At 58.1% G+C, this 22,070-nt stretch carries 20 protein-coding genes; 13 read left to right on the top strand and 7 right to left on the bottom strand.

Annotation, left to right across the window (positions count from 1 at the left end; translation table 11 throughout):
• The 7 genes from ABD013_RS08960 to hpaH form a co-directional block, all read right to left on the bottom strand.
• Positions 1 to 1,326, bottom strand: coding sequence for a hypothetical protein (locus ABD013_RS08960; RefSeq protein WP_343805001.1), 1,326 nt, complete (start codon positions 1,324 to 1,326; stop codon positions 1 to 3).
• Between the two features lie 20 nt (positions 1,327 to 1,346).
• Positions 1,347 to 2,273: a 4-hydroxyphenylacetate catabolism regulatory protein HpaA gene (gene hpaA, locus ABD013_RS08965; protein ID WP_343805003.1), complete on the bottom strand. Its 927-nt coding sequence runs from the start codon at positions 2,271 to 2,273 to the stop codon at positions 1,347 to 1,349.
• A gap of 96 nt (positions 2,274 to 2,369) precedes the next feature.
• Positions 2,370 to 3,905 (bottom strand): 5-carboxymethyl-2-hydroxymuconate semialdehyde dehydrogenase, encoded by a 1,536-nt coding sequence (gene hpaE, locus ABD013_RS08970; protein WP_343805005.1) that lies wholly within the window; start codon positions 3,903 to 3,905, stop codon positions 2,370 to 2,372.
• Between the two features lie 19 nt (positions 3,906 to 3,924).
• Complete coding sequence (locus ABD013_RS08975; protein ID WP_343805007.1) at positions 3,925 to 4,707, bottom strand: fumarylacetoacetate hydrolase family protein; 783 nt, start codon at positions 4,705 to 4,707, stop codon at positions 3,925 to 3,927.
• Between the two features lie 3 nt (positions 4,708 to 4,710).
• Positions 4,711 to 5,379 carry a fumarylacetoacetate hydrolase family protein gene (locus ABD013_RS08980; protein WP_343805009.1) on the bottom strand — a complete coding sequence of 223 codons (669 nt, stop codon included), beginning with the start codon at positions 5,377 to 5,379 and terminating at the stop codon, positions 4,711 to 4,713.
• 29 nt (positions 5,380 to 5,408) lie between these two features.
• Positions 5,409 to 6,215, bottom strand: coding sequence for a 4-hydroxy-2-oxoheptanedioate aldolase (hpaI, locus tag ABD013_RS08985; protein WP_343805011.1), 807 nt, complete (start codon positions 6,213 to 6,215; stop codon positions 5,409 to 5,411).
• A 62-nt stretch (positions 6,216 to 6,277) separates the two neighbouring features.
• On the bottom strand, positions 6,278 to 7,081 hold the full coding sequence (gene hpaH / locus ABD013_RS08990; RefSeq protein ID WP_343805013.1) for a 2-oxo-hept-4-ene-1,7-dioate hydratase: 804 nt from the start codon (positions 7,079 to 7,081) through the stop codon (positions 6,278 to 6,280).
• 319 nt (positions 7,082 to 7,400) lie between these two features.
• On the opposite strand from hpaH, the gene ABD013_RS08995 reads away from it, so the two are divergent.
• The 13 genes from ABD013_RS08995 to ABD013_RS09055 all read left to right on the top strand — a co-directional run bounded on the left by ABD013_RS08995 (position 7,401) and on the right by ABD013_RS09055 (position 21,924).
• Positions 7,401 to 7,790, top strand: coding sequence for a 5-carboxymethyl-2-hydroxymuconate Delta-isomerase (locus tag ABD013_RS08995; protein ID WP_343805015.1), 390 nt, complete (start codon positions 7,401 to 7,403; stop codon positions 7,788 to 7,790).
• A gap of 147 nt (positions 7,791 to 7,937) precedes the next feature.
• Positions 7,938 to 8,957 carry a TRAP transporter substrate-binding protein gene (locus ABD013_RS09000; RefSeq protein ID WP_343805789.1) on the top strand — a complete coding sequence of 340 codons (1,020 nt, stop codon included), beginning with the start codon at positions 7,938 to 7,940 and terminating at the stop codon, positions 8,955 to 8,957.
• A 3-nt stretch (positions 8,958 to 8,960) separates the two neighbouring features.
• Positions 8,961 to 9,479, top strand: coding sequence for a TRAP transporter small permease (locus ABD013_RS09005; RefSeq protein WP_343805017.1), 519 nt, complete (start codon positions 8,961 to 8,963; stop codon positions 9,477 to 9,479).
• 25 nt (positions 9,480 to 9,504) lie between these two features.
• On the top strand, positions 9,505 to 10,833 hold the full coding sequence (locus ABD013_RS09010; RefSeq protein WP_343805019.1) for a TRAP transporter large permease: 1,329 nt from the start codon (positions 9,505 to 9,507) through the stop codon (positions 10,831 to 10,833).
• 205 nt (positions 10,834 to 11,038) lie between these two features.
• A complete protein-coding gene (locus tag ABD013_RS09015; RefSeq protein ID WP_343805021.1) occupies positions 11,039 to 12,082 on the top strand; it encodes a TRAP transporter substrate-binding protein in 1,044 nt (347 codons plus the stop codon).
• A 3-nt stretch (positions 12,083 to 12,085) separates the two neighbouring features.
• Positions 12,086 to 12,601: a TRAP transporter small permease gene (locus tag ABD013_RS09020; RefSeq protein ID WP_343805023.1), complete on the top strand. Its 516-nt coding sequence runs from the start codon at positions 12,086 to 12,088 to the stop codon at positions 12,599 to 12,601.
• Positions 12,602 to 12,628: 27 nt separating this feature from the next.
• A complete protein-coding gene (locus tag ABD013_RS09025) occupies positions 12,629 to 13,957 on the top strand; it encodes a TRAP transporter large permease (RefSeq protein WP_343805025.1) in 1,329 nt (442 codons plus the stop codon).
• A 44-nt stretch (positions 13,958 to 14,001) separates the two neighbouring features.
• Positions 14,002 to 14,496 carry a universal stress protein gene (locus tag ABD013_RS09030; RefSeq protein WP_343805027.1) on the top strand — a complete coding sequence of 165 codons (495 nt, stop codon included), beginning with the start codon at positions 14,002 to 14,004 and terminating at the stop codon, positions 14,494 to 14,496.
• 93 nt (positions 14,497 to 14,589) lie between these two features.
• On the top strand, positions 14,590 to 15,384 hold the full coding sequence (locus ABD013_RS09035) for an IclR family transcriptional regulator domain-containing protein (RefSeq protein WP_343805029.1): 795 nt from the start codon (positions 14,590 to 14,592) through the stop codon (positions 15,382 to 15,384).
• Positions 15,385 to 15,517: 133 nt separating this feature from the next.
• Positions 15,518 to 17,092 carry an alkaline phosphatase family protein gene (locus tag ABD013_RS09040; RefSeq protein ID WP_343805031.1) on the top strand — a complete coding sequence of 525 codons (1,575 nt, stop codon included), beginning with the start codon at positions 15,518 to 15,520 and terminating at the stop codon, positions 17,090 to 17,092.
• 38 nt (positions 17,093 to 17,130) lie between these two features.
• Positions 17,131 to 19,020 carry a TRAP transporter permease gene (locus ABD013_RS09045; RefSeq protein WP_343805034.1) on the top strand — a complete coding sequence of 630 codons (1,890 nt, stop codon included), beginning with the start codon at positions 17,131 to 17,133 and terminating at the stop codon, positions 19,018 to 19,020.
• A gap of 19 nt (positions 19,021 to 19,039) precedes the next feature.
• Positions 19,040 to 20,074, top strand: a complete 1,035-nt coding sequence (locus ABD013_RS09050; protein ID WP_343805036.1) for a TAXI family TRAP transporter solute-binding subunit — start codon at positions 19,040 to 19,042, stop codon at positions 20,072 to 20,074.
• 101 nt (positions 20,075 to 20,175) lie between these two features.
• The gene (locus ABD013_RS09055) at positions 20,176 to 21,924 is read left to right on the top strand and encodes a SulP family inorganic anion transporter (protein ID WP_343805038.1); all 1,749 of its coding nucleotides are present in this window, start codon (positions 20,176 to 20,178) and stop codon (positions 21,922 to 21,924) included.
• The last annotated feature ends 146 nt before the right edge of the window (positions 21,925 to 22,070 follow it).

Consider the following 22,070-nt stretch of genomic DNA (forward strand, 5'->3'; position numbering starts at 1 on the left):
TCACTGTATCCCTATAAGCGGCAGCGTGTAGATCAGAGCCGAAGCTGCGGTCAGCATCAGCACCGAGTAGGCCAGATTGTTTCTTAGAATCGTGCGGCCAGAACAGTTGAAGCGGGCCTGCAGGATGAAGTTTACACCACTGAACAGGCTGCCGGACATCGACACCGAGGTGGCGATGATATAGGCGATCGCCATCAGTATCGGTGCCGTGGTGATATCGGCCAGCAGGCCAGCATAGGTAGCCACCAGCGCGAACTGGTGAATCCCCAGGAAGGCGAAACCGACGATGCTCCACATCACGAAGATCGCCACGGCGGCATCGGTCTGGGCAAAGGGCAGGCTGAACAGGCCGGTGGCGATACAGGCCTTGACGCCGGCGGCCAGAAAGCCGGCGCTGAGGAACAGCGTAATCTCGCCACGGGTATCCGCCAGGCGTTGCACCACATGGGTGGAGAAGCGTCTGGCGGCATTAATGGGGCCTTGCTGCAGGGTCAGCAGTAGCAGCGGCGTCAGTATCGCCAGCAGGGCAACCACCCCGACAGTGGGCAGTTCTGGCCTGAGGCCGCTAACCAGCAGGATGGCGATGATCAGGCAGGCCGGCATCACCAGAGTCGCACCGGTCATCGGATAGCCCTGATAGTGTTCGAGATTCCGGGGATATCGGTAGCGGGCTTCAATCAGTGTATAACCCAGGCCAAACAGGGCCAGTCCCAGTGTGTAGGGGTAGATGGCGTAGAGTTCTGTCCCCGGTACCTGCTCCAGTACCAGCGGCAAAATGCTGAGAAAGGGCGACCAGAGAATGGCCAGGCTGAAACCACGGGCCAAGATGATTTGCGACAGGGCTGAAAGGGTATCCTTGCGCTTAAGCTGTTCGCCCACCAGCAACATCGATGAAAAGTTGGCCACCGATGACAACACATGCATACCGCCCAGCGTGGTGACGAAACTGCGAGGGCCGGGCGTGCTGTCGACCTGCTCCAGCCGGGTACTCAGGCGGATAAAGTTCACGGCGGCCAGTAGCATCGCCAGTTTCAGGTGCTCGCCCAGTATTGCCAACGGGTGGATTTCGGCACCGCTGGCCCAGGCCCAGGCGATGAAGCCGCACCCGGAACCGAGTAACAGGTAGATGGGCAGGCGCTGCTTCGCAGTCAGGCGGCTGAACTCCAGTGCGACAAAGCTCCAGGCACAGAGGGTGGCAATATCATGAAGGGCAGCCAGCTTGAAGGTATCCAGCAACGCCAACAGCAGCGTCAGAAAAATCATCAGTCCCGAGAGCGCATCACGGGTACCGGTGAGTGTGGGTTTGGCGGTTGTAGAAACAGTCATACCGCCATTTTATTAATATGTTAAGTAGTAGTCCAGTTGTCGTGCTTGTGTTCGTTACGAAAGCGCTGGGCGGTCATGCCGGTGTGGCGCTTGAAGAAGCGTGAGAAGTAGGCTGGATCGCTGAAACCGAGCTGGTAGCAGATGTCACTGCTGGACAGGTCGGTGAACACCAGCAGACGCTTGGTTTCCTGCACGATGCGGTCGTGGATCAGCTTTTTCGGTGAACGGTTGGAGACCCGCTGGCAGATCTGGTGCAGGCGGCTTTCCGAAATCCCCAGGCGACTGGTGTAGTCGGGCAGATGCAGATGCTCACGAAAGTGCTCTTCGACCAGGTCGGCGAAGCGGTGAAAGATGCGCAGGTCATCGTTGTTGACCGTGGTGCTTTCCGCCTCCTTGGGCGACAGCCGCGAAATCTGGATCAGCAGCAGGCGTACCAGCGTATGCAGCGTCAGGCGCTTGGCGGGGCGTTCGCGATACCATTCTACCTTGAGGTTACGGAAGGTCTGGGTGATCAGCGGCCATTGCAGGCGCTGCTCGGGGTCCAGTTCGTCACGGACGATACAGAGGCCGCGATTGAATTCGGTCTCCATCTCCCGTTGCAGGCCGTCCTTGAGCAGTTGCCAGGCGATCGACTGATGGATCGTCAGCACATGGCCACAGGCCTCGCCTTCGGTCAGGAAGGAGTGGGGCACCGATGCCGGCGTCAGCACCAAAGCCGGGCCGCGAGCATGGTAGATACGGTCGTCGATATGGAAGCGGATCTCGCCACGGTCGATATAGTGGATCTGCAGGTATTGAGCGTGCCGGTGTACCGGCATGTCCCGTCCGTAGAAGGCAGCCAGATTTTCCAGCACATCGTAGTGGATGGGGGCATCCAGATAGCGCCGGTCGTAGTCCTGCCCCAGGATGATGTTGGGGATCCATTCGTTGTGGTCGGGTGTGCTCATGCAGGGACTATAGCAGAAGCGGCTGCAGAAGAAGGAAGGAGCCGGAGCCCCGCGTCAGATACGCGGGGCCCGGCGGGTTCTGCCAAGGCTGGGTGATCAGCCTTTGCCCAGCTGAGGTACGCGATGAGTACCGTGGGCGATGCAGACGTTCTTGGTTTCCATGTAGAAGTCGAAGCTCCAGTCGCCACCGTCGCGACCGATGCCGGACATCTTGATGCCACCGAACGGAGACGGCAGGTTACGGTTGTTCTCGGAATTCACCCACAGCATGCCGGCTTCGACGTGCTTGGCCATGCGCATGGCGCGGCCGGTGTTCTCGGTCCAGATGTAACCGGACAGACCGTATTCGGTATCGTTGGCGATGGCGATCGCTTCCTCTTCGGTATCGAAGGAGATAGCGGTCAGTACCGGGCCGAAGATCTCTTCCTGGGCGATGCGCATCTTGTTGTTGGCACCGGTGAACAGGGTCGGCTCCAGGTAGTTGCCGGCCGGGTCGATGTTGCCGCGTGCTTCGTCGATGCGCTTGCCGCCGACCGCGATGTTGGCGCCGTCTTCCTTAGCGATATCGAAGTAGCTCAGTACCTTGTTGTAGTGCTCAACGTGTACCAGCGGACCTACTTCGGTGTTCGGGTCCAGCGAGTGACCGACCTTCAGGTTGCGTACACGCTGCTCCAGGGCTGCCATGAACTTGTCACGGATACCGCTCTGGATCAGCAGACGGCTGGAGGAGGTGCAACGCTGGCCGTTCAGGCTGTAGATCATGAAGACAACAGCGTCCAGGGCACGTTCGAAGTCGGCATCGTCGAATACGATAACCGGGTTCTTGCCGCCCAGCTCGAAGTGCATGCGCTTCAGCGTGTCAGCACCCTGACGCATGACGTGAGAGCCGGTGGCGGATTCGCCGACCAGAGCAACGGCCTTGATTGCCGGGTGCTCGGTCATGCGCTTGCCAACGCTCTCGCCGAAACCGTTGACCATGTTCCAGACGCCCTTGGGCAGTACTTCGTCCGCGATTTCAGCCAGGATGTAAGCGCTCAGCGGGGTCAGTTCAGCTGGCTTGTGTACAACAGTACAACCTGCCGCCAGTGCCGGTGCGATCTTCCAGGTGGACAGCATGAACGGCGTGTTCCACGGCGTGATGATGCCGACCGGACCGATCGCCTTGCGTACGGTGTAGTTGGTGTGCTCGTCCTGGTGCAGAGCCAGGCCGTTCTGCGCTTCCGGCGCCTTGTCGGCGAAGAAGCGGAAGTTGGCCGCGCCACGGATGGCGGCCTGCTTCATGAAACGGATCGCCTGACCGCAGTCCATGGACTCGACCAGTGCGATTTCGTCGGCACGCTCAACCAGACGGTCAGCGAATTTGTTCAGCAGACGCTTGCGTTCTGCGCCCGGCATGGAAGCCCACTCTTCGAAGGCGTTCTCGGCCGCTTCACAGGCAGCGTCCATGTCGGCGACGGAGCCGGCCATGATTTTGCCGATGGAGCTGTTGTCGGTCGGGGTAACGTTGTCGTATTCGTTGCCGCCGTTGCCCAGGGTGAACTCACCGTTGATGTAGTGGCCGGTGGTGTTGTTCTTGAAGCGCTCCAGGTACTGCTGTGCGCGTTCCAGGTTGGTATCCAGTGTATCGCTCATGGTTATCTCCTGAGGCTTCTTAGTATTTGTCGCCGTAGTATTCCTGCTCGCTGACCATGCGGGTCTCGAGTGAGCAGACATCTTCGATAGAGCACACGATGGTGTCGCCCGGCTGGCAATCCACGATGCCGTGCGGTGTACCGGTGCAGATCATGTCGCCCGGGTTCAGGGTCATGACCTTGCTCAGGTATTCGATCACGAACGGTACATCAAAGATCATGTCCTTGGTGGAACCGTCCTGAGTCAGCTTGCCGTTGACCGTGGTGGTCAGTTTCAGCGCGTTGGCGTTCGGGATATCCGCGGTATCAACGATCCAGGGACCCATCGGCAGCAGCGAGTCGCGGCTCTTCACGCGCAGGTTCGGGCGATAGTAGTTTTCCAGATAGTCGCGGATGGCGAAGTCGTTGCAGACGGTGTAGCCGGCAACGTAATCCAGTGCGTCTTCACGCTTGATGTTCTTGCCGGTCTTGCCGATCACCGCAACCAGTTCGCACTCGTAGTGCTGGTATTCGATACCGTCGGGACGGTAGCTCACCTGCTTGTGGCCGGTCAGCGTGTTGGCGTGCTTGATGAAGATCAGCGGCTCTTTCGGCGGCTCGAACGCCAGCTCGGTGGCGTGATCGGCATAGTTGATGCCCAGCGCGAAAATGGTGCCCGGTTCTTTGACCGGCGGCAGCCAAGTGATCTGGTCAGAATCCAGCGCTACGTCCAGCACTTCACCTTCGGATGTGGTGATGCGGTCATTGGCGTCGATGTCGATGTCCAGCTCGCGGCCGTCAAATACGATACGTGCGTGTCTCATGGCTCAGGCACCTCCCAGCGTGTTGTTCAGGGTGCCAACACCCTCAATGCTTGCTACAACCTTGTCACCCTTGGCAACGGCAACGCGATCACCGGCGAAGCCGACCGCGATGATTTCACCGGCCTGCAGGGTCATGATGCGAGAAATGATGCTGATCAGCTCGGCAACGCTGCGCTCCATGTTGGCCAGTTCGAAGACGCTTTTCTGCTCGCCGTTGACGCTGACAGTAACGGTCAGGGCATCAGGGTTGGCGATCTTGTCAGCTGCAACGATCTCAGGACCTACAGGTGCAGAGGTATCCAGGCACTTACCCTTGATATCCGGGCGGTAGTAGCTCTGCTCCGGCAGGGAGAAGTCGCCCACGATGGTGTAGCCACCGACGTAGCTCAGTGCGTCTTCGGCGGAAACACGGCAGGTTTCCTTGCCGATAACCACGCCCAGGCTGGCGCCTACGACCATTTCAGCAACGTCGTTGCCGTCGAAGTCCTTGGCCCACTCGACTTCAGCGCCGTCAACACTCCAGGTGTTGCGCGGCTTGTAGTACAGCACCGGCTGAGTCGGCGGTTTTTTGTAGGGAGCGTCGTTGAATGTCCCATCCAGAGCAGCCAGCTGCGCCTTGTCGTTCAGCGCGACGCAGACCAGCTTGCTGTTGACCAGAGTGTTTGCAGTCATGATTAACCTTCTCGTGTTATGACCGGCAATTAATAGCCAGCCTGAGGTTTTTCGTCTTCAACCGGAGCGCCCTGTTTGAAGCGCTGCGCCAGCTTGCGGGTTTCGTTTGCCAGGATCATGGTGTCTACGCCGACACCCACGAAGTTGGCACCCTGCTGGACGTAGGTGTCTGCCAGGGACGGGTCCAGGCAGAGCAGGCCGGCATACTTGCCGGCATCGCGAATCTTGTTCAGACCCTTGTTGATGGTCTCGACCACCACCGGGTTGCCGGCATCGCCGATATACCCCATGGAAGCAGACAGGTCGGACGGGCCGATGAATACGCCGTCAACGCCTTCCACTTCCAGGATAGCGTCCAGGTTCTCCATGGCGCTGGCGGTTTCAACCTGAACGATCAGGCAGATTTCGTCGTTGGCCTTTTTCAGGTAACCCGGCACCTGGTTCCAGCGAGCGGCACGCGCCAGGGAGGTGCCCAGGCCGCGAATGCCCTGCGGCGGATAACGTACCGCCTGCACCAGCTGGGCTGCCTGCTCGGCGGTTTCCACCATCGGTACCAGCAGTGTCTGTACGCCGATGTCGAGCAGCTGCTTGATCAGGGCAGTATCGCCTTCAACGCAGCGCACGATCGGTGCGGTGTCGTAGGGGGCGATTGCCTGCAGGTGCGACATGATGGTGCGCAGATCGAAAGGTGCGTGCTCGCCATCGATCAGCAGCCAGTCGAAGCCGGCGACAGCGGCGATCTCGGCTGCGCTGTTGTCCGGCAGGCCCAGCCAGAGACCGTACTGGGTTTCACCGGTGGCCAGTCCCTGCTTGAAGCGGTTTTTCGGCAGTTCCATGCTCGTCTCCTGTTCAATGGGGTGGGGTTGCAGGCCTCACCCGGGTTCGCTAAGGGCTGGGCTTATTCGAAGTTCAGAGTGACGCCACCCAGGGTGCCGAAGTCGGCGTGTACGGTGTCGCCTGCCTTGACCGGTACCGGACGGGTGAAGGAGCCGGACAGAATCACCTGGCCCGGTTCCAGGCCGATGCCGTGCGGGGCGAACCGCTTGCATACCCAGGTGATGCCTTTCAGCGGGTTACCCAGGACGCCGCCGGCCAGGCCGGTCTCTTCGATCTGGCCGTTCAGGTACAGCATGCAGCCGGCCCAGCGCAGGTCGATGTCCATCGGCTTGATCGGACGACCACCCATCACGATACCGGCGTTGGCCGCGTTGTCGGAGATGGTGTCGTACACCTTGCGGGTGTAGCCGGTTTCCGGGTCGGTACGCAGGCAGCGTGCCGCGATCAGTTCCAGTGACGGGATCACGTAGTCGGTAGCGTCGATGACGTCGAAGATGGTGACGTTTTCACCGAACAGCGGCTTTTTCAGTACGAATGCCAGTTCTACTTCGATACGCGGATCGAGGAAGTCGGACGCCTTGATGGTGGCACCGTCTTCAAACAGCATGTCGTCCAGCAGTACGCCGTAGTCCGGCTCATCGATGTTGGAGGACATCTGCATGGCGCGAGAGGTCAGGCCGATTTTGTAGCCGATCACCTTGCGGCCGTCTTCGATCTTGCGATCGACCCAGGCCTTCTGCACGGCGTAGGCATCTGCCATGGTCATGTCCTGGTGTTCCAGAGTCAGTGCCGGGATCTGCTTGCGGTTTACTTCAGCTTCGTACAGGCGATCCGCGGCGGCCTTGATCTGCTCTTTGGTCAACATGCGAGACGTACCTTCTTGTTGTCTGTGATTGTTCGTGGCGCCCGGGAGCCTGTCAATCTGGCTATGGCCCGACAGGAAGGGGTGCCGATCATCTGCTCAGCATTTTAGTTAACATCTTAACTAAGTCAATACCTCAATATGACATCTGCAACTACAGTTATAGACAGATTCTGTCCTCCCGGTCAGGAAAATGTTGCAACTTCCACCTTATTGACAACAGTTAATATGTTAATTAGATTTCGCACGTTTACCTTGCCGCTCTCGAGCCTCAATTCGGGGGGGAAAGGGCCCAATTCAACCGTTTAGGGAGAGTTCCGAGATGCCGCATTTCATTGTCGAATATTCGGGCAATCTGCATGATCGTCTTGATTTTCAAGCGCTTTTTAAAGAGTTGCACGAGTACGTGGTTTCCACCGGTGCCTTCCCGATTGGTGGTGTTCGCAGCCGGGCAATCCGCTGCAATGATTTCCGCGTGGCCGATGGCCGGGAGGACTTTTCTTTCCTGAACCTGAACCTGAAGATCGGGCACGGGCGCGATATGGAGCTGAAAAAAGAGGTGGCGGAGCAGGTGTTCAAGATCCTCTGTGACTGGATGAAACCGATCACCGATGACAGTTATGTACAGATCTCGTTCGAGATGACAGAGCTGGACCCGGTACTCAAGTTCAACAAGAACAACATCCACCCCCTCTTCGCCAACAAGCAGTAAACCTGTACGCGCAGACCCAAAACCGGCTGTGCCTGCCCCCTGGGCGCAGTCGGACACGACTATAAGCCGACTAAACGGCAACTATAACGACCGTAGCAACAGACGTAGAAAACCGGGAGACACACCGTGAAGACATTTTTAAAATCCATGGCCGGCGCCGCAGCGCTGACACTTGGACTGACCGCATCCGCTGCTGTATCAGCCGAGACCACTCTGATCGTCGGCACCTGGCAGCCGCCGGGCAACCCGATGAACTCGGTTGTCTGGCCGACCTGGGCCGAGTGGGTTGAAGAGGCGACTGAAGGTCGCGTCAAGGTCAAGATTGAACAGGACGTGGGCCACCCGAAAACCTACTTCCAGCTGGTAGAAGATGGCGTGATCAACGCTGGCTGGAGCTATCACGGTTATGGTCCTGGCCGCTTCAAGCTGCCGGTGGCGGTTGAACTGCCGGGCCTGAATGTCAGTGGTGAAGCCGCATCTGTCGCACTCTGGCGCACTCAGCAGAAATACTTCGCTGATGCCGGTGAATTCGAAGGTCTGACCCTGCTGGGCATGTTCACCCATGGTCCGGGTCAGCTGCACACCATCGATCCGATCGAAGATCTGGAAGACCTGAAGGGCAAGAAGATCCGTATCGGTGGCGGTGTTCAGACCGAACTGGCCGAGCGTATGGATATCACCGGTGTCGCGGCTCCGGGTTCCAAGGTGTATGAAATGATGCAGCAGGGCGTGATCGACGGCGTGTTCATGCCGGTGACCGAGCAGAAGTCCCTGCGCCTGCACGAAGTAGCTCCGAACCTGACCGTTTTCCCGGGTGGCATGTACCTGGGTAGCTTCTCCATGTTTATCGACCCCTACTTCCTGGAAGATCTGGACCCGAAAGACGCTGAGGCGATCATGAGTGTGTCTGGTGAAAAGCTGTCGGCGCTGGCCGGTCGTGCCTGGGACCAGGCGGACGTTGAAGGCTTCGAAGCCGCTCGTGCTGCCGGTGTAAACGTGAAGGAGCTGGGTCCGAACGATCCGATGACACTGGAGTTTCGTGAACTGATCAAGGGTATGGATGACGCCTGGATTGAAAGTGTTTCCGACCGTGGTGTCGATGCTCGTGCCGCTCTGGAAGAGTTGCGCAGCATTGCACGCGCGTACGAAGCTCAGACTCAGGAGTAATCCATGTCATTTGGTGCCTGGTTGAAAACGCACTATGACGAGAAGGGGCCGGTCCGTTGGCTGGCCTTCTTCCTCGAAGTGGTGTCGGCAAGTGTTCTCTTTTTCCTGATGGCTCTGACCTGTGTCGATGTACTGGGTCGCTATCTGTTCAACAGCCCGCTGCATGGCGGGACCGAAATGACCGAGATCGGTCTGGCGGTGATGGTGTTTGCGGCGATGCCGGTGATCACCTGGCGCGGTGGCCATATCGTGGTCGACCTGCTGGACCGCTTCCTGGGTTCGAAGATCGTCAAGGTGCTGTCGCTGTTTGCCGCACTGGTGATGTCTTCGTCGCTGTACTTCCTGGCGCTGCGCATCTTCGAGCTGGGTGAGCGCTCGATTCGTCGAGGTGTGGTAACCGAGTTTCTGGCGATGCCCACCGGCTATATCGTGCAGTACATCGCTATCATGAGCTGGGCAACAGCATTCGGTATGATCACCTATGGTGTCTACCGCATTCTGTTCCAGGAACATAAAGCCTAAACTCCCCGGACACAGGTATCTTGTTATGTCAGTTGTACTGATCGGCTTTGCCGTTCTCCTGTTTCTGATCATCGTGGTGCGGATGCCGATCGCATTCGCCATGGGTCTGGTCGGTTTCTTTGGTTTTGCATTTCTCAATGGACTGGAACTGAGCAATATTGCCAACTTCCGCTGGACCGGCCCGCTGTCGATGGCCTCCAACCGCGTGATCGACACTGTGCAGGAATATAGCCTGTCGGTGATTCCGCTGTTCATCCTGATGGGTAACCTGGTGACGCGCTCAGGCCTGTCCCATGAGCTCTACTCCGTTTCCAATGCCTTCCTCGGCCACCGCAAGGGCGGTCTGTCGATGGCGACTGTCGTGGCCTGTGGTGGTTTCTCTGCCATCTGTGGCTCCAGCCTGGCGACCTCTGCGACCATGTCCAAGGTAGCGATGCCGCCGATGCGCAAGTACGGTTATTCAGATGCACTGGCGACCGCCTCCATTGCTGCCGGTGGTACCCTGGGTATCCTGATTCCGCCGAGCGTGATCCTGGTGATCTACGGCCTGCTGACCGAGTCCTCCATCCGTGAACTGTTCGCTGCCGGCTTTATTCCGGGCATCCTGGGTATCCTGCTCTATCTGGTGGCCGTTCGCTACGTGGTCTGGCGTGATCCCAGTGCCGGCCCGGCTGGTGAAAAAACCCCCTGGCCGGATCGCCTGCAGGCGATGAAGGGCGTCTGGGGCGTACTGGTGCTGTTCACCGTCGTGATGGGCGGTATCTACCTGGGTATCTTCACCCCGACCGAAGCAGCCGGTATCGGTGCGGGTGGTGCTTTCCTGATCACCCTGTTCCGTGGTCGCATGACGCTGCGCAACCTGTTCGAGACGCTGACCGACACGGCACGGACCTCGGCGATGCTGTTTGCGGTGGTGATCGGTGCGCTGATCTTCTCCGACTTCATCAACCGTGCCGGCCTGCCGGACATGCTGCTGGAGTTCGTCACGGCACTGGATGTGGCACCGATCGTAGTAATCCTGGCAATTTTGGGTATCTATATCGTGCTGGGAATGGTATTCGAAAGTCTGTCCATGATGCTGCTGACCGTACCGGTATTCTATCCGCTGGTGGCCAGCATGGGCTTCGACCTGGTCTGGTTCGGCATAGTCGTCGTAGTTGTGACCGAGATCAGTTTGATCACGCCGCCGGTGGGTATGAACGTATTTGTACTCAGTGCGGTGTTGAGAGATGTTAAAACGGGCACTATCTTCAAGGGAGTGACACCGTTTTGGTGTGCCGACATCGTGCGCCTGGCGCTGATCGTATTCGTCGCCCAGATCGCACTCTTTCTGCCGGAGCTGCTGTACCGCTAAGCGGTACAGCATTTTTTGTAACAGGTTTTACAGATATTTGAAGGGGAACAGGGAGGAAGACTGAATCGTGTGAAAGGGTAGACATTAGTAGAGGTGTGCCCGTTTCGCGACTTGCTTGACGTAGCGAAGTGTTACATTATTTAATGGATTTGTTGTCTTTTTAGTATCGCAATACCTATAACTATACCAATGCAGGAGCAACACCATGATTAAAAAAATAAAGTTCGCCACCAAGACAGCTGCTCTGGCCGTGGGCCTGTCTGCATCCGCCTCTGCTCTGGCAGCAGATACCACGCTGATCGTTGGCACCTGGCTGCCGCCGACGGCTGCGCAGAACGCTGTTGTTTGGCCGACCTGGGCCAAATGGGTGGAAGAAGCCACTGAAGGGCGCGTTGAAGTCAAGATCGAGTACGATGCAGGCCATCCGAAAACCTACTTCCAGCTGGTTGAAGACGGCGTAATCGATGCCGGTTTCAGCTACCACGGCTACGTGCCGGGCCGTTTCAAGTTGCCGATCGCCGCAGAACAGCCGGGTATGGGCGTAAATGCCGAAGCGGCATCCGTTGCTCTCTGGCGCGTACATGAAAAATATTTCGCCCAGGCGGGTGAGTATGACGGCCTGGAAGTACTGGGTCTGTTTACTCATGGCCCGGGTCAGATCATGACCACCTTCCCGGTTAACAGCCTGGATGACCTCAAGGGCAAGAAGATCCGTATCGGTGGTGGCGTTCAGGCCGCTATCGGTGAGCGCATGGAAATCACTCCGGTGGCTGCTCCAGCGACCAAAGTATACGAAATGATGCAGCAGAACGTGATCGATGGTGCCTTCTTGCCGGTTGGTGAGCAAAAATCACTGCGTCTGGCTGAAGTAACCAAGGATCTGAACATGATCCCGGGTGGCATGTATCTGGGTACCTTCTCCATGTTTATCAACCCGGACTTCATGGCAGATCTGGACCCGAAGGATGCTGAAGCGATCCGTCGCGTGTCTGGTGAGAAGCTGTCCGCACTGGCTGGTCAGGCATGGGAGCAGGGCGATATCGATGGCCTCGCTTTCGCACGTGAAAAAGGTGTGAATGTAGTTGAGCATGATGCTTCTTCTGTTTTCGTACAGACATTCAACCAGCTGGCTGAAGGCATGGATCAGGCCTGGATCGACAGCGTTGCCGATCGCGGTGTAGATGCAGCGGCTGCTCTGAAAGAGCTGCGTACTATTGCTCGCGAGTATGAAGCTCAGAAGCAGGAGTAATCCATGTCGTTTAGTGCCTGGATCAAAGCGCACTATGACGAGAAGGGGCCGGTCCGTTGGCTGGCCTTCTTCCTCGAAATGGTGTCCGCAGCTGTACTATTTTTCCTGATGGCACTGACCTGCGTTGATGTCGTGGGTCGCTATCTGTTCAACAGCCCGCTGCATGGCGGGACCGAGATGACCGAGATCGGTCTGGCGGTAATGGTGTTCGCGGCAATGCCGGTGATCACCTGGCGTGGTGGCCATATCGTGGTCGACCTGCTGGACCGCTTCCTGGGTTCGAAGATCGTCAAGGTGCTGTCACTGTTTGCTGCACTGGTGATGTCCTCGTCACTCTATTTTCTGGCACTGCGTATCTTCGAGTTGGGCGAACGTTCCATCCGTCGTGGCGTTGTGACCGAGTTTCTGGCGATGCCGACCGGCTATATCGTTCAGTACATCGCGATCATGAGCTGGGCGACAGCGTTCGGCATGATTACCTATGGTGTCTACCGTATCCTGTTCCAGGATAAAGACTAACCCGAACCGGATACAGGTATCTCGATTATGTCCGTTGTCTTGATCGGCTTTGCCGTTCTCCTGTTCCTGATCATCGTGGTGCGGATGCCGATCGCATTCGCCATGGGGATCGTTGGCTTCTTCGGTTTTGCATTCCTGCAGGGCCTGGAGCTGAGCAATATTGCCAACTTCCGTTGGACCGGGGCGCTGTCGATGGCGTCCAACCGTGTGATCGATACCGTGCAGGAGTACAGCCTGTCGGTGATCCCGCTGTTCATTCTGATGGGTAACCTGGTGACGCGCTCAGGTCTGTCCCATGAACTCTACTCCGTTTCCAATGCCTTCCTTGGCCACCGCAAGGGCGGCCTGTCGATGGCAACGGTAGTGGCCTGTGGTGGCTTCTCCGCCATCTGTGGCTCCAGCCTGGCGACCTCCGCGACCATGTCCAAGGTGGCGATGCCGCCGATGCGCAAGTACGGCTATGCCGACTCCCTGGCAACCGCGTCCATCGCGGCGGGCGGTACTCTGGGTATCCTGATCCCGCCCAGCGTGATCCTGGTGATCTACGGTCTGCTGACCGAGTCATCCATCCGTGAGCTGTTCGCGGCCGGTTTCATCCCGGGTATCCTGGGTATCCTGCTCTACCTGGTGGCGGTGCGCTACGTGGTCTGGCGTGATCCCAGTGCCGGTCCGGCCGGTGAAAAGACCGAGTGGCCGGAACGTCTGCAGGCGATGAAGGGCGTCTGGGGCGTGCTGGTGCTGTTCACCGTGGTGATGGGCGGCATCTACCTGGGTATCTTCACGCCGACGGAAGCAGCGGGTATCGGTGCCGGTGGTGCCTTCCTGATCACTCTGTTCCGCGGTCGCATGACGCTGCGCAACCTGTTCGAAACCCTGACCGATACGGCGCGCACCTCGGCAATGCTGTTTGCGGTGGTGATCGGTGCACTGATCTTCTCCGACTTCATCAACCGTGCCGGTCTGCCGGACATGCTGCTGGATCTGGTGACCTCCATGGACGTGGCGCCGATCGTGGTGATTCTGGCGATCCTGGGCATCTACATTGTGCTGGGCATGGTGTTCGAGAGCCTGTCGATGATGCTGTTGACCGTGCCGGTGTTCTACCCGCTGGTCGCCAGTCTGGGCTACGACCTGGTGTGGTTCGGCATAGTCGTCGTAGTCGTGACCGAGATCAGTCTGATTACGCCGCCGGTGGGTATGAATGTCTTTGTACTCAGTGCAGTATTGAGGGATGTGAAAACGGGCACAATCTTCAAGGGCGTGACCCCGTTCTGGTGTGCGGATATTGTGCGTCTGGCGCTGATCGTGTTCGTCGCTCAGATCGCATTGTTCCTGCCGGAGCTGCTGTACCGCTAAGCGGTACAGCCTGTCCTGTCCTGCATGGATAGAGGAGTAGTCGTATGTTCCATGATGTGAAAAAAATCCTGTATGTTTCTGACCTGGAAAAGGGTTCGCGTCCTGCCTTCCGCGCCGCGGTCAGCCTCTGCGGTCACTATGCCGAGTCGGAGATCACTTACCTGCATGTAATCGAATCGCTGTCGAGTACCACCCGCAGCGTGCTGAGCAATATGATGGAGCAGGAAGAGATCGACGAGATGCTGCATAAGGGCGTCGAAGCGCTTAGCAAAAAGATCCGTGAGCGTATCGAACGTTTTTGTGAGGACGAGCTGGAAGAGCATGAAGTGCTCAGTCTCAAGAACATTAATGCGCGTGTGGAAGAGGGGACGCCCTGGCGCAAGATCCTTGAAGTAGCCGATGAGATCAAGGCTGATGTGATCGTTATGGGTACCCGCAAGCATAGTGCTCTGGAGCAAATGCTGGTGGGGTCTACTGCGACCAAAACCTTGACCCACTCCAAGCGTCCGGTTCTGATCGTACCGCTGCCTTCTGCCTGATACCGGTACCCACGTCCGGCAGCTTAGTGCTGCCGGATTTCTTCGTTTCAGCCATGGAAGTGCTGCGCTTTTCTCCAATAGCCGAACTTTCCCATGGTTAAATCAATAGATTCTCTCGCCCGTGGCCTTCAGGTCGTTGAGGCCATCCGCCAGCAGTCCCCTGCATCACTGGCTGAGCTGCACCGGCAAACCGGTATCAGCAAGGCGACCCTGCTGCGCATCCTGAAAACGCTGCAGGAAGCTGGCTGGGTCTATCGTGCGCTGGGCGACTCCTGCTACCGGCTGTCGTTTACGGTGAGTCGTCAGATGCCGAACAACGATCCGGGTGAGCAGCTGGCTGAGCTGGCCGCGCCGATCATTCAGGAGTTGCAGAGCCGGTTGCGCTGGCCAGTCGATATCGCCATGCGTGATGGCCTGGCGATGAAAATTGTCGAAACAACACGCCTGCATTCAGTGTTCATTCTTAACCGTCAGGTGATGGGCTATCGGCCTCCTTTCCTGATGTCCGGCAATGGCCGTGCCTATCTCGCTTTTTGTCCGGAAGAGGAGCGACGCAGCATTATTGCGGCGCTGAAGGCCGCCGGCGGCAAGGAAGGGCGCCTGGCCTGTGATTCCGTCTGGCTGCAACAACTGCTGGATGAGACCCGTCAGCAGGGATACGGCGTGCGTGAGTCTTCCTTTTTTGGTGTCGGCACCACAGAGGGAGAGCAGATTGAGGCAATTGCCGTTCCCGTGCTCCATGAGGGCAAAGTGAAAGCCACTCTGGCCTTGTCCTGGCCTCAGGGCGCGATCAGTAAGCCTGAAGTTAATCAGCACTACTTTCCCCTGTTACGAAGTGCGGCTGACCGTTTGGCTGAGCAATTAAAAATCCAGAATATAAGTATCTGATGTTGAATTTCACACAGTGAAACGCTTTGTTAGCGACCGGTATTTCTTGATTAAGCTGACTCCAGATTAATAAGAGAAACCGCTGTTTTCGGCTGTTCTCCCGGCAACCGAAACCTGAACACAAGGCTGTCTCATGGCAAAACAACCCAACATTCTGTTCATCATGGCGGATCAGCTGCGTGCTGATTACCTGGGCTGCAATGGCCACCCGACTATCAAGACACCGACCATCGATGCCCTGGCTGCGGCAGGTGTCAACTTTACCAAGGCGTATACTCAGGCGCCGGTCTGTGGCCCTTCGCGCATGTCTTTCTATACCGGCCGCTATGCTTTCTCCCATGGTGCGACCTATAACAATGTACCGCTCAAGATCTCCGAGCAGACCATGGGTGACTACCTGCGTCCGCTGGGATACCGCGTGGGCCTGGTCGGCAAGACGCACATGAAAAAGGATGTTGAAGGGATGCAGCGTCTGGGAGTCGACCCTGAGTCCTCCCGTGGTGTGCTGCTGAGTGAGTGCGGTTTTGAACCCTACGAGCGCGATGACGGCCTGCATCCGGACCAGAGCGTGTCGCCGGACCTGGCTTATAACAACTACCTGCGCGAGCTGGGCTACGCAGGCCAGAACCCCTGGCATGAGTGGGCCAACTCGGGTGAGGGTGAGGACGGTGAAGTCCTGTCCGGCTGGTACATGCGCAATTGCAATTTGCCGGCCCGTGTGAAAGAGGAACACTCGGAAACCGCCTACACCACTGATCGGGCGATCTCGTTCATTCGTGAGTCCTCTGATCAGCCTTGGTGCCTGCACCTGAGCTACATCAAGCCGCACTGGCCCTATATTGCGCCGGCGCCCTATCACGATATGTACACGGCTGATGACGTAGTTGCGGTCAACGCCACGGAGCAGGAGCTGGAAAACCTGCATCCGGTGATTCAGGCCTTTATGGGGCATGACGAGTCGGTGAACTTCTCTCGAGAAGATGTGCGTCAGCGCGTTATTCCAGCCTACATGGGGCTGATTACCCAGCTGGACGACCATCTGGCACGACTGTTCACTTTCCTCAAGGAGATCGGTGAGTACGACAATACGGTGATCGTATTGACTGCCGACCACGGTGATTACCTGGGTGACCACTGGCTGGGCGAGAAGGAACTCTTCCATGAGGCCAGCGCACGCATTCCGATGATCGTCCACGACCCACGTGCTCAGGCGAACGATACCCGGGGGCGCGAAGACAGTCGTCTGGTGGAAGCGATCGATCTGGTGCCCACCTTTGTGGAACTTGCCGGTGGCAAAGTCCCCGACCATATTCTGGAAGGACGTTCTCTGTTGCCGCTGCTCCAGAGTGGGGTGGTTGAGCAGTGGCGCGAGTTCGCCATCAGCGAGGCTGACTATGCCTGGCGCAAGGCCCGCTTTGCCCTGGACCTGGCGCCGGACCAGACCCGCGCCATCATGATTACCGACGGGCGCTGGAAGTACGTGCACTACGAGCACTTCCGCCCGCAACTGTTCGATCTGGAACTCGACCCGTATGAACAGCGGGATCTGGGGCAGGCCCCGGCTCATGCTGATCAGCGTGAACGGCTTGAGCAAGCCCTCTATGACTGGTACCGGTTGCGCAAGACACGCACCACCATCAGTAACGAAACCGTGGCCAACATGACCGGAAAGGCCCATGCGCGCGGTTACCTGTTCGGCCTTTGGTAAGGGTCGAACAGAACATACTATAAGAAAGGCTACAGACTATGCTGAATAACCTGATTGCCTGGGCCAAGGCCCACCCGGCACAGATATTGGGAGCACCGCTGTTTCTGGTGATGGTGGTGTCGATCTTCTACACCGCCGGCTGGGGAATCTTTGACGACACCATCCTCCGGGTGGGGACCTTTACGCTGTCCTGCGTCATCCTGCTGTATGCCAGCATGACCCGCAAGGGACGCCACTGGTGGGCACGGCTGGTTGATTTGGGGCTGGTGGTTGCCGTTCTGGCAGCCGCCTATCGCTACTTCTGGGTCTATGAAGAGCTGGAGACCGGGCTCTACGAACTGGAAACCCCTGACATCCTGATGGCGCTGGCCGGGCTGGTGGTGCTGGGTGAGCTTATGCGCCGCATGATCGGTCTGACACTGCTGATCGTCTGTTCACTGGCCGCCTGCTACGCCCTGTTTGGGCGCGAGCTGCCGGGAGGTCTGGCTCACGCGGGCATGGATCTGGGCCAGATGCTGACCACCGTCTGGTACAGCTTTGATGGCGTCTTCGGCAGCACCCTCGGCGTGGTGACTTCCACCATCCTGATCTTCATCCTGTTCGGTGCCTTGCTCGATGCACTGGGTGTCGGTGTGGTACTGCTCAAGCTGTCTTTCCGTCTGACGCGTCACCTGCCGGGGGGGGATGCCCATGCCGCGGTACTGGCCAGTGGACTGTTCGGCACCATCTCCGGCAGCTCGGTGGCCAACGTGGTCGGTACCGGGGTGATCACCATTCCAATGATCAAGAAGAGTGGCTTCTCCGGGCGTTTCGCCGGCGCGGTCGAGGCGGCTGCCTCCAGTGGCGGTCAGTTAATGCCGCCGATCATGGGGGCTGTCGCCTTCATCATGGCGGATGTCACCGGTATCAGCTATCTGAATATCACCCTGGCGGCACTGATCCCGGCGATTTTCTACTATGCCAGTCTGTTTACCTTCATCTCCACCGAAGCCAAACGCCTGGGCATGAAGGCTCAGGGCAAGGAAGCGGTTGAGTCGCTGACCCGGATGGAAAAGCTCAAGGGGCTGGCGTTTGTTGTCCCGCTTGGTCTGATCATCGTGCTGATGGTACAGGGCAGCAGCCCGGCACAGGCCGGCTTCTGGGCCTTGATTACAGCCGCTGTGCTGGGTGTGCTGGTCGATCCTGGATTGCTGAAAAAGCCGGCACAGTTGTGGCAGATGGTGGTCAATGGCGCCAAGTCGGCCTCCACCATCATGGTAGCGGTAGCCGCCGTGGGCATCATCATCGCCGTAATGAATGCGACCGGTCTTGGTCTGCGTTTCTCCGAAGCGATCCAGATGGTCGCGGGTGACAGCCTGTTCGTCTCCCTGCTGCTGATGGCCGGTGGTTGTCTGGTGCTGGGCATGGGCATGCCGACGGTTCCGGCGTATCTGGTGATTATCCTGGTGATGGGACCGGCGGTGCAGGCGCTGGGTGTGGAGCTGATTGCGGCGCATCTGTTCGTGGTCTACTACGCGGTTCTGTCGGCGGTAACGCCGCCGGTGGCGCTGGCAGCCTTTGCAGCGGCACCGATCGCTCAGGCCAACCCGCTGAAAGTCAGTGTCACTTCGCTGCGCCTGGCGGTCATCGGTTTCCTGATCCCCTTTGCCTTCGTCTATCAGCCGTCAATGCTGCTGATCAATGACAGCTTCAGCTGGTTTGGCCTGCTGACGGCACTGGTCACTACGACGGCAGCGATCCTGCTGGTCGCTGGCGCCTTCTCGGCTCAGGGCATCAAGCGAGTGCTCTACCTGGTGGCCGGTTTCGCCGTGATCTCACCGCTCTGGTGGGTGCAGCTGCTGGCACTGGCGCTGTTGCCGGTACTGTTTTTCGAGCGTGTCCGCCGTGGTGGCGCGGTGGGCCGCCGTTTTTTCTGCAAACAACTATAAGAAACAACGAAAGGTAATCATGATGTTCAAGTTCAATGCACGCTCGTTCAAGACCCTGGCCGCCTCTCTGTGTGCCGGTGCCATACTCGCTGCCAGCGCTTCTCAGGCTCAGGCTGCCGAAACCTTCCGCATGTCCACGCTGGGGCCGGGCAGCAGTCCCTATATGGTGATGACCCACTTCGCCAACACCATCAACAAGGAGTTGCCTGAATATTCCATTATCGTCAACGCCACCGGTGTGGCACCCAAGCATGCGCTGGATACTGCCAAAGGGCGGGGCGAATTCTTCATGATGTCACCGTCGATCCATAACTACATGAAGACCGGTGGAGGCATGTTCGGCAAGATCAAGGATGCGCCGGAGCTGGCGCAGAATCTGAGAGCCGTGTTCATGTTCCCGATGGGACTCTACCAGGGGGTTACCTATGCCGAGGACAACATTCAGAGCCTGATGGATATCAAGGGCAAGCGTGTGTTTGCCGGCCCTCCGGGTGGTGTGGCGCGTCGCACAGTCGAAACCATGATTCGGGCGGCTACCGGTTATGAGCCGGGCGAGGACTACACCTCGGTCAAGCTGGGCCATGAATCGGCCTCGCAGGCGTTCCAGGATCACAATATTGATGTCCTGTTCAATGCGACAGTCGCACCAAGCCCAGTGATCAGCCAGGTTGCCCTGACCAACAAGGTTCGCTTTATCGGCGTGGACCTGGATACCTTCAAGTCCAACCCGGATCTGCAGAAACTGCTGAGCACGCCGGGATACAGCATCAAACCGCTTGAACCCGGTGTTTATGGCGAGAATCAGGTCAATACCGAGCCGGTGTATACCATCGGTATCAATATTGGTATCGCGACCAACAAGGATCTGGACGAAGAAACTGTCTACAAGATGACCAAGGCCTACTGGGATGATCTGGAAGCGCAGAAGGCCAGTACCCCCTGGCTGCGTAACCTGAGTCTGGATGGTGTCTTTGCAGACATGAACATGCCGATGCACCCGGGAGCCGCACGCTATTTCCGAGAGATCGGTCTTGAAGTACCCGAGGTCAAGTAAGATCCGGCGGGTAAAAAGGGGGCTCACGCCCCCTTTTTGTTTCTTGCACGCTAAGCTGCCAATATAGCGCCCATCCTGATTATTTGTTCGGATTCCGTTTGATGTCTGTCTGGATCAACAAGCTGTTACCTTTTCTGCGCTGGCGTGACCGGGTCACGTCGGACAACCTGAAAGCTGATTTCATGGCGGGACTGACCGGCATGGTGCTGGTGCTGCCCCAGGCAGTGGCCTATGCATTTATTGCCGGGCTGCCTCCGGAGTATGGTCTTTATACCGCGATGGTGTCGGCGGTCATCGCCTCACTGTTCGGCTCCTCCTGGCACCTGATCTCGGGTCCTACGGCGGCGCTGTCGATCGTGGTGTTGAGTGTGGTGAGCGGGTTGGGGGACTTTTCCACCGAGCAGTATGTGGGGCTGGTGATCAGTCTGACCCTGCTGACCGGCTTGATTCAGCTGGCGCTGGGGCTGTTTCGCATGGGCAGCCTGGTCAATTTCATTTCGCATACAGTGGTCATTGGTTTTACCGGCGGGGCGGCTATCCTGATAGCGGTCAGCCAGCTCAAGCATGTGCTGGGTATCGAAGTACCGGGTGGCCTGTCGATGGTATCGACACTGGAACATCTGGTAGCGCATGCCGAAGGGCTCAATATGGTCGCGCTGGAGGCCGGTTTGGCCACCCTAGTGGTAGCCGTACTGGTGCGCAAGCTGAACCGTAAACTGCCGCATCTGCTGATCGGCATGGCCGCCGGCAGCCTGACCTGCTACCTGCTTGACCCTGCCGGTGACACAGTGGCTTACGTTGGTGCCTTACCCGGCCAGCTGCCGACTCCGGTGCTGCCGGAATTCTCCTTCGCTACGTTGCAATCGCTGGCATCGGGCGCACTGGCCGTGGCGCTGCTGGGGTTGATTGAGGCAGTATCCATTGCCCGTGCCATCGCTGTCCGCTCTAACCAGCAGATCGATGGCAACCAGGAGTTTATCGGCCAGGGCTTGTCCAACGTGGTGGGCAGTTTTTTTGCCTGCTATGCCAGCACCGGCTCTTTTACTCGCTCGGGCGCCAACTATGATGCTGGTGCGCGTACGCCGCTGGCGGCCGTGTTTGCCGCTGTGCTGCTGGCGCTGGTCGTGGTCACCCTGCCGCAGCTGACGGCTCGACTGCCGCTGGCGGTGATGGGCGGCTCCATTCTACTGATCGCCTGGAACCTGATCGACTTCGGCAGCATCCGTCATATTCTGTCCAACAGCCGATCGGAAGCCGCGATCCTGCTGGTGACCCTGTTTTCGACGCTGTTCGTGGAGCTGGAGTTTGCCATCTATATCGGCGTGATGCTGTCACTGGCGCTCTATCTGCGCCGGACCTCCCAGCCGCGCGTGACCCAAGTGGCGCCCTTGCAGCAGAGTGAGCGTCGCCATATTCGTAATATCAGCCGTTACCAGCTGGAAGAATGCCCGCAACTCAAGATCATCCGTGTTGATGGTTCGCTGTTCTTTGGTGCGGTCGATCATGTGCAGCAGGAAATCCGCCGATTGACCGCTCCCGGCAGCGGGGTGAATCATATCCTGTTGATCGGCAAGGGGATCAACTTCATCGATGCGGCTGGTGTGGAGATGCTGCATCAGGAGATCAACCGCCTGTATATGATGAGTGGTGATATTCTGTTCAGCTCGTTGAAAGGGACCGTCATGGATGAGCTGAAACGCACTGGGGCACTCAAGCTGCTCGGTGAGCAGCGTTTCCATGAAACCCCGCGTACGGCGATAGAAACGCTGATCCCGCAGCTGGACCAAGACCGCTGTGCGACCTGTACCAAGCGAATCTTCGGCGACTGTCCGCCACCGAGGGAAGAGTAAAAAGCCGGCCACCACCTGAGGGCGGTGGCCAGGGTGATATGAGCAGAGTGTTGAGAACCGTTATCGAGGCCGCCGAGGCGAGCGGATCGCCGCCCGGGCAAAAACAGGCGAAAAAGCGGAGTTTAGTAGACTAAATGAGCATTTTG

The sequence above is a fragment of the Marinobacterium maritimum genome (assembly GCF_039523155.1).
GTDB lineage: Bacteria > Pseudomonadota > Gammaproteobacteria > Pseudomonadales > Balneatricaceae > Marinobacterium > Marinobacterium maritimum.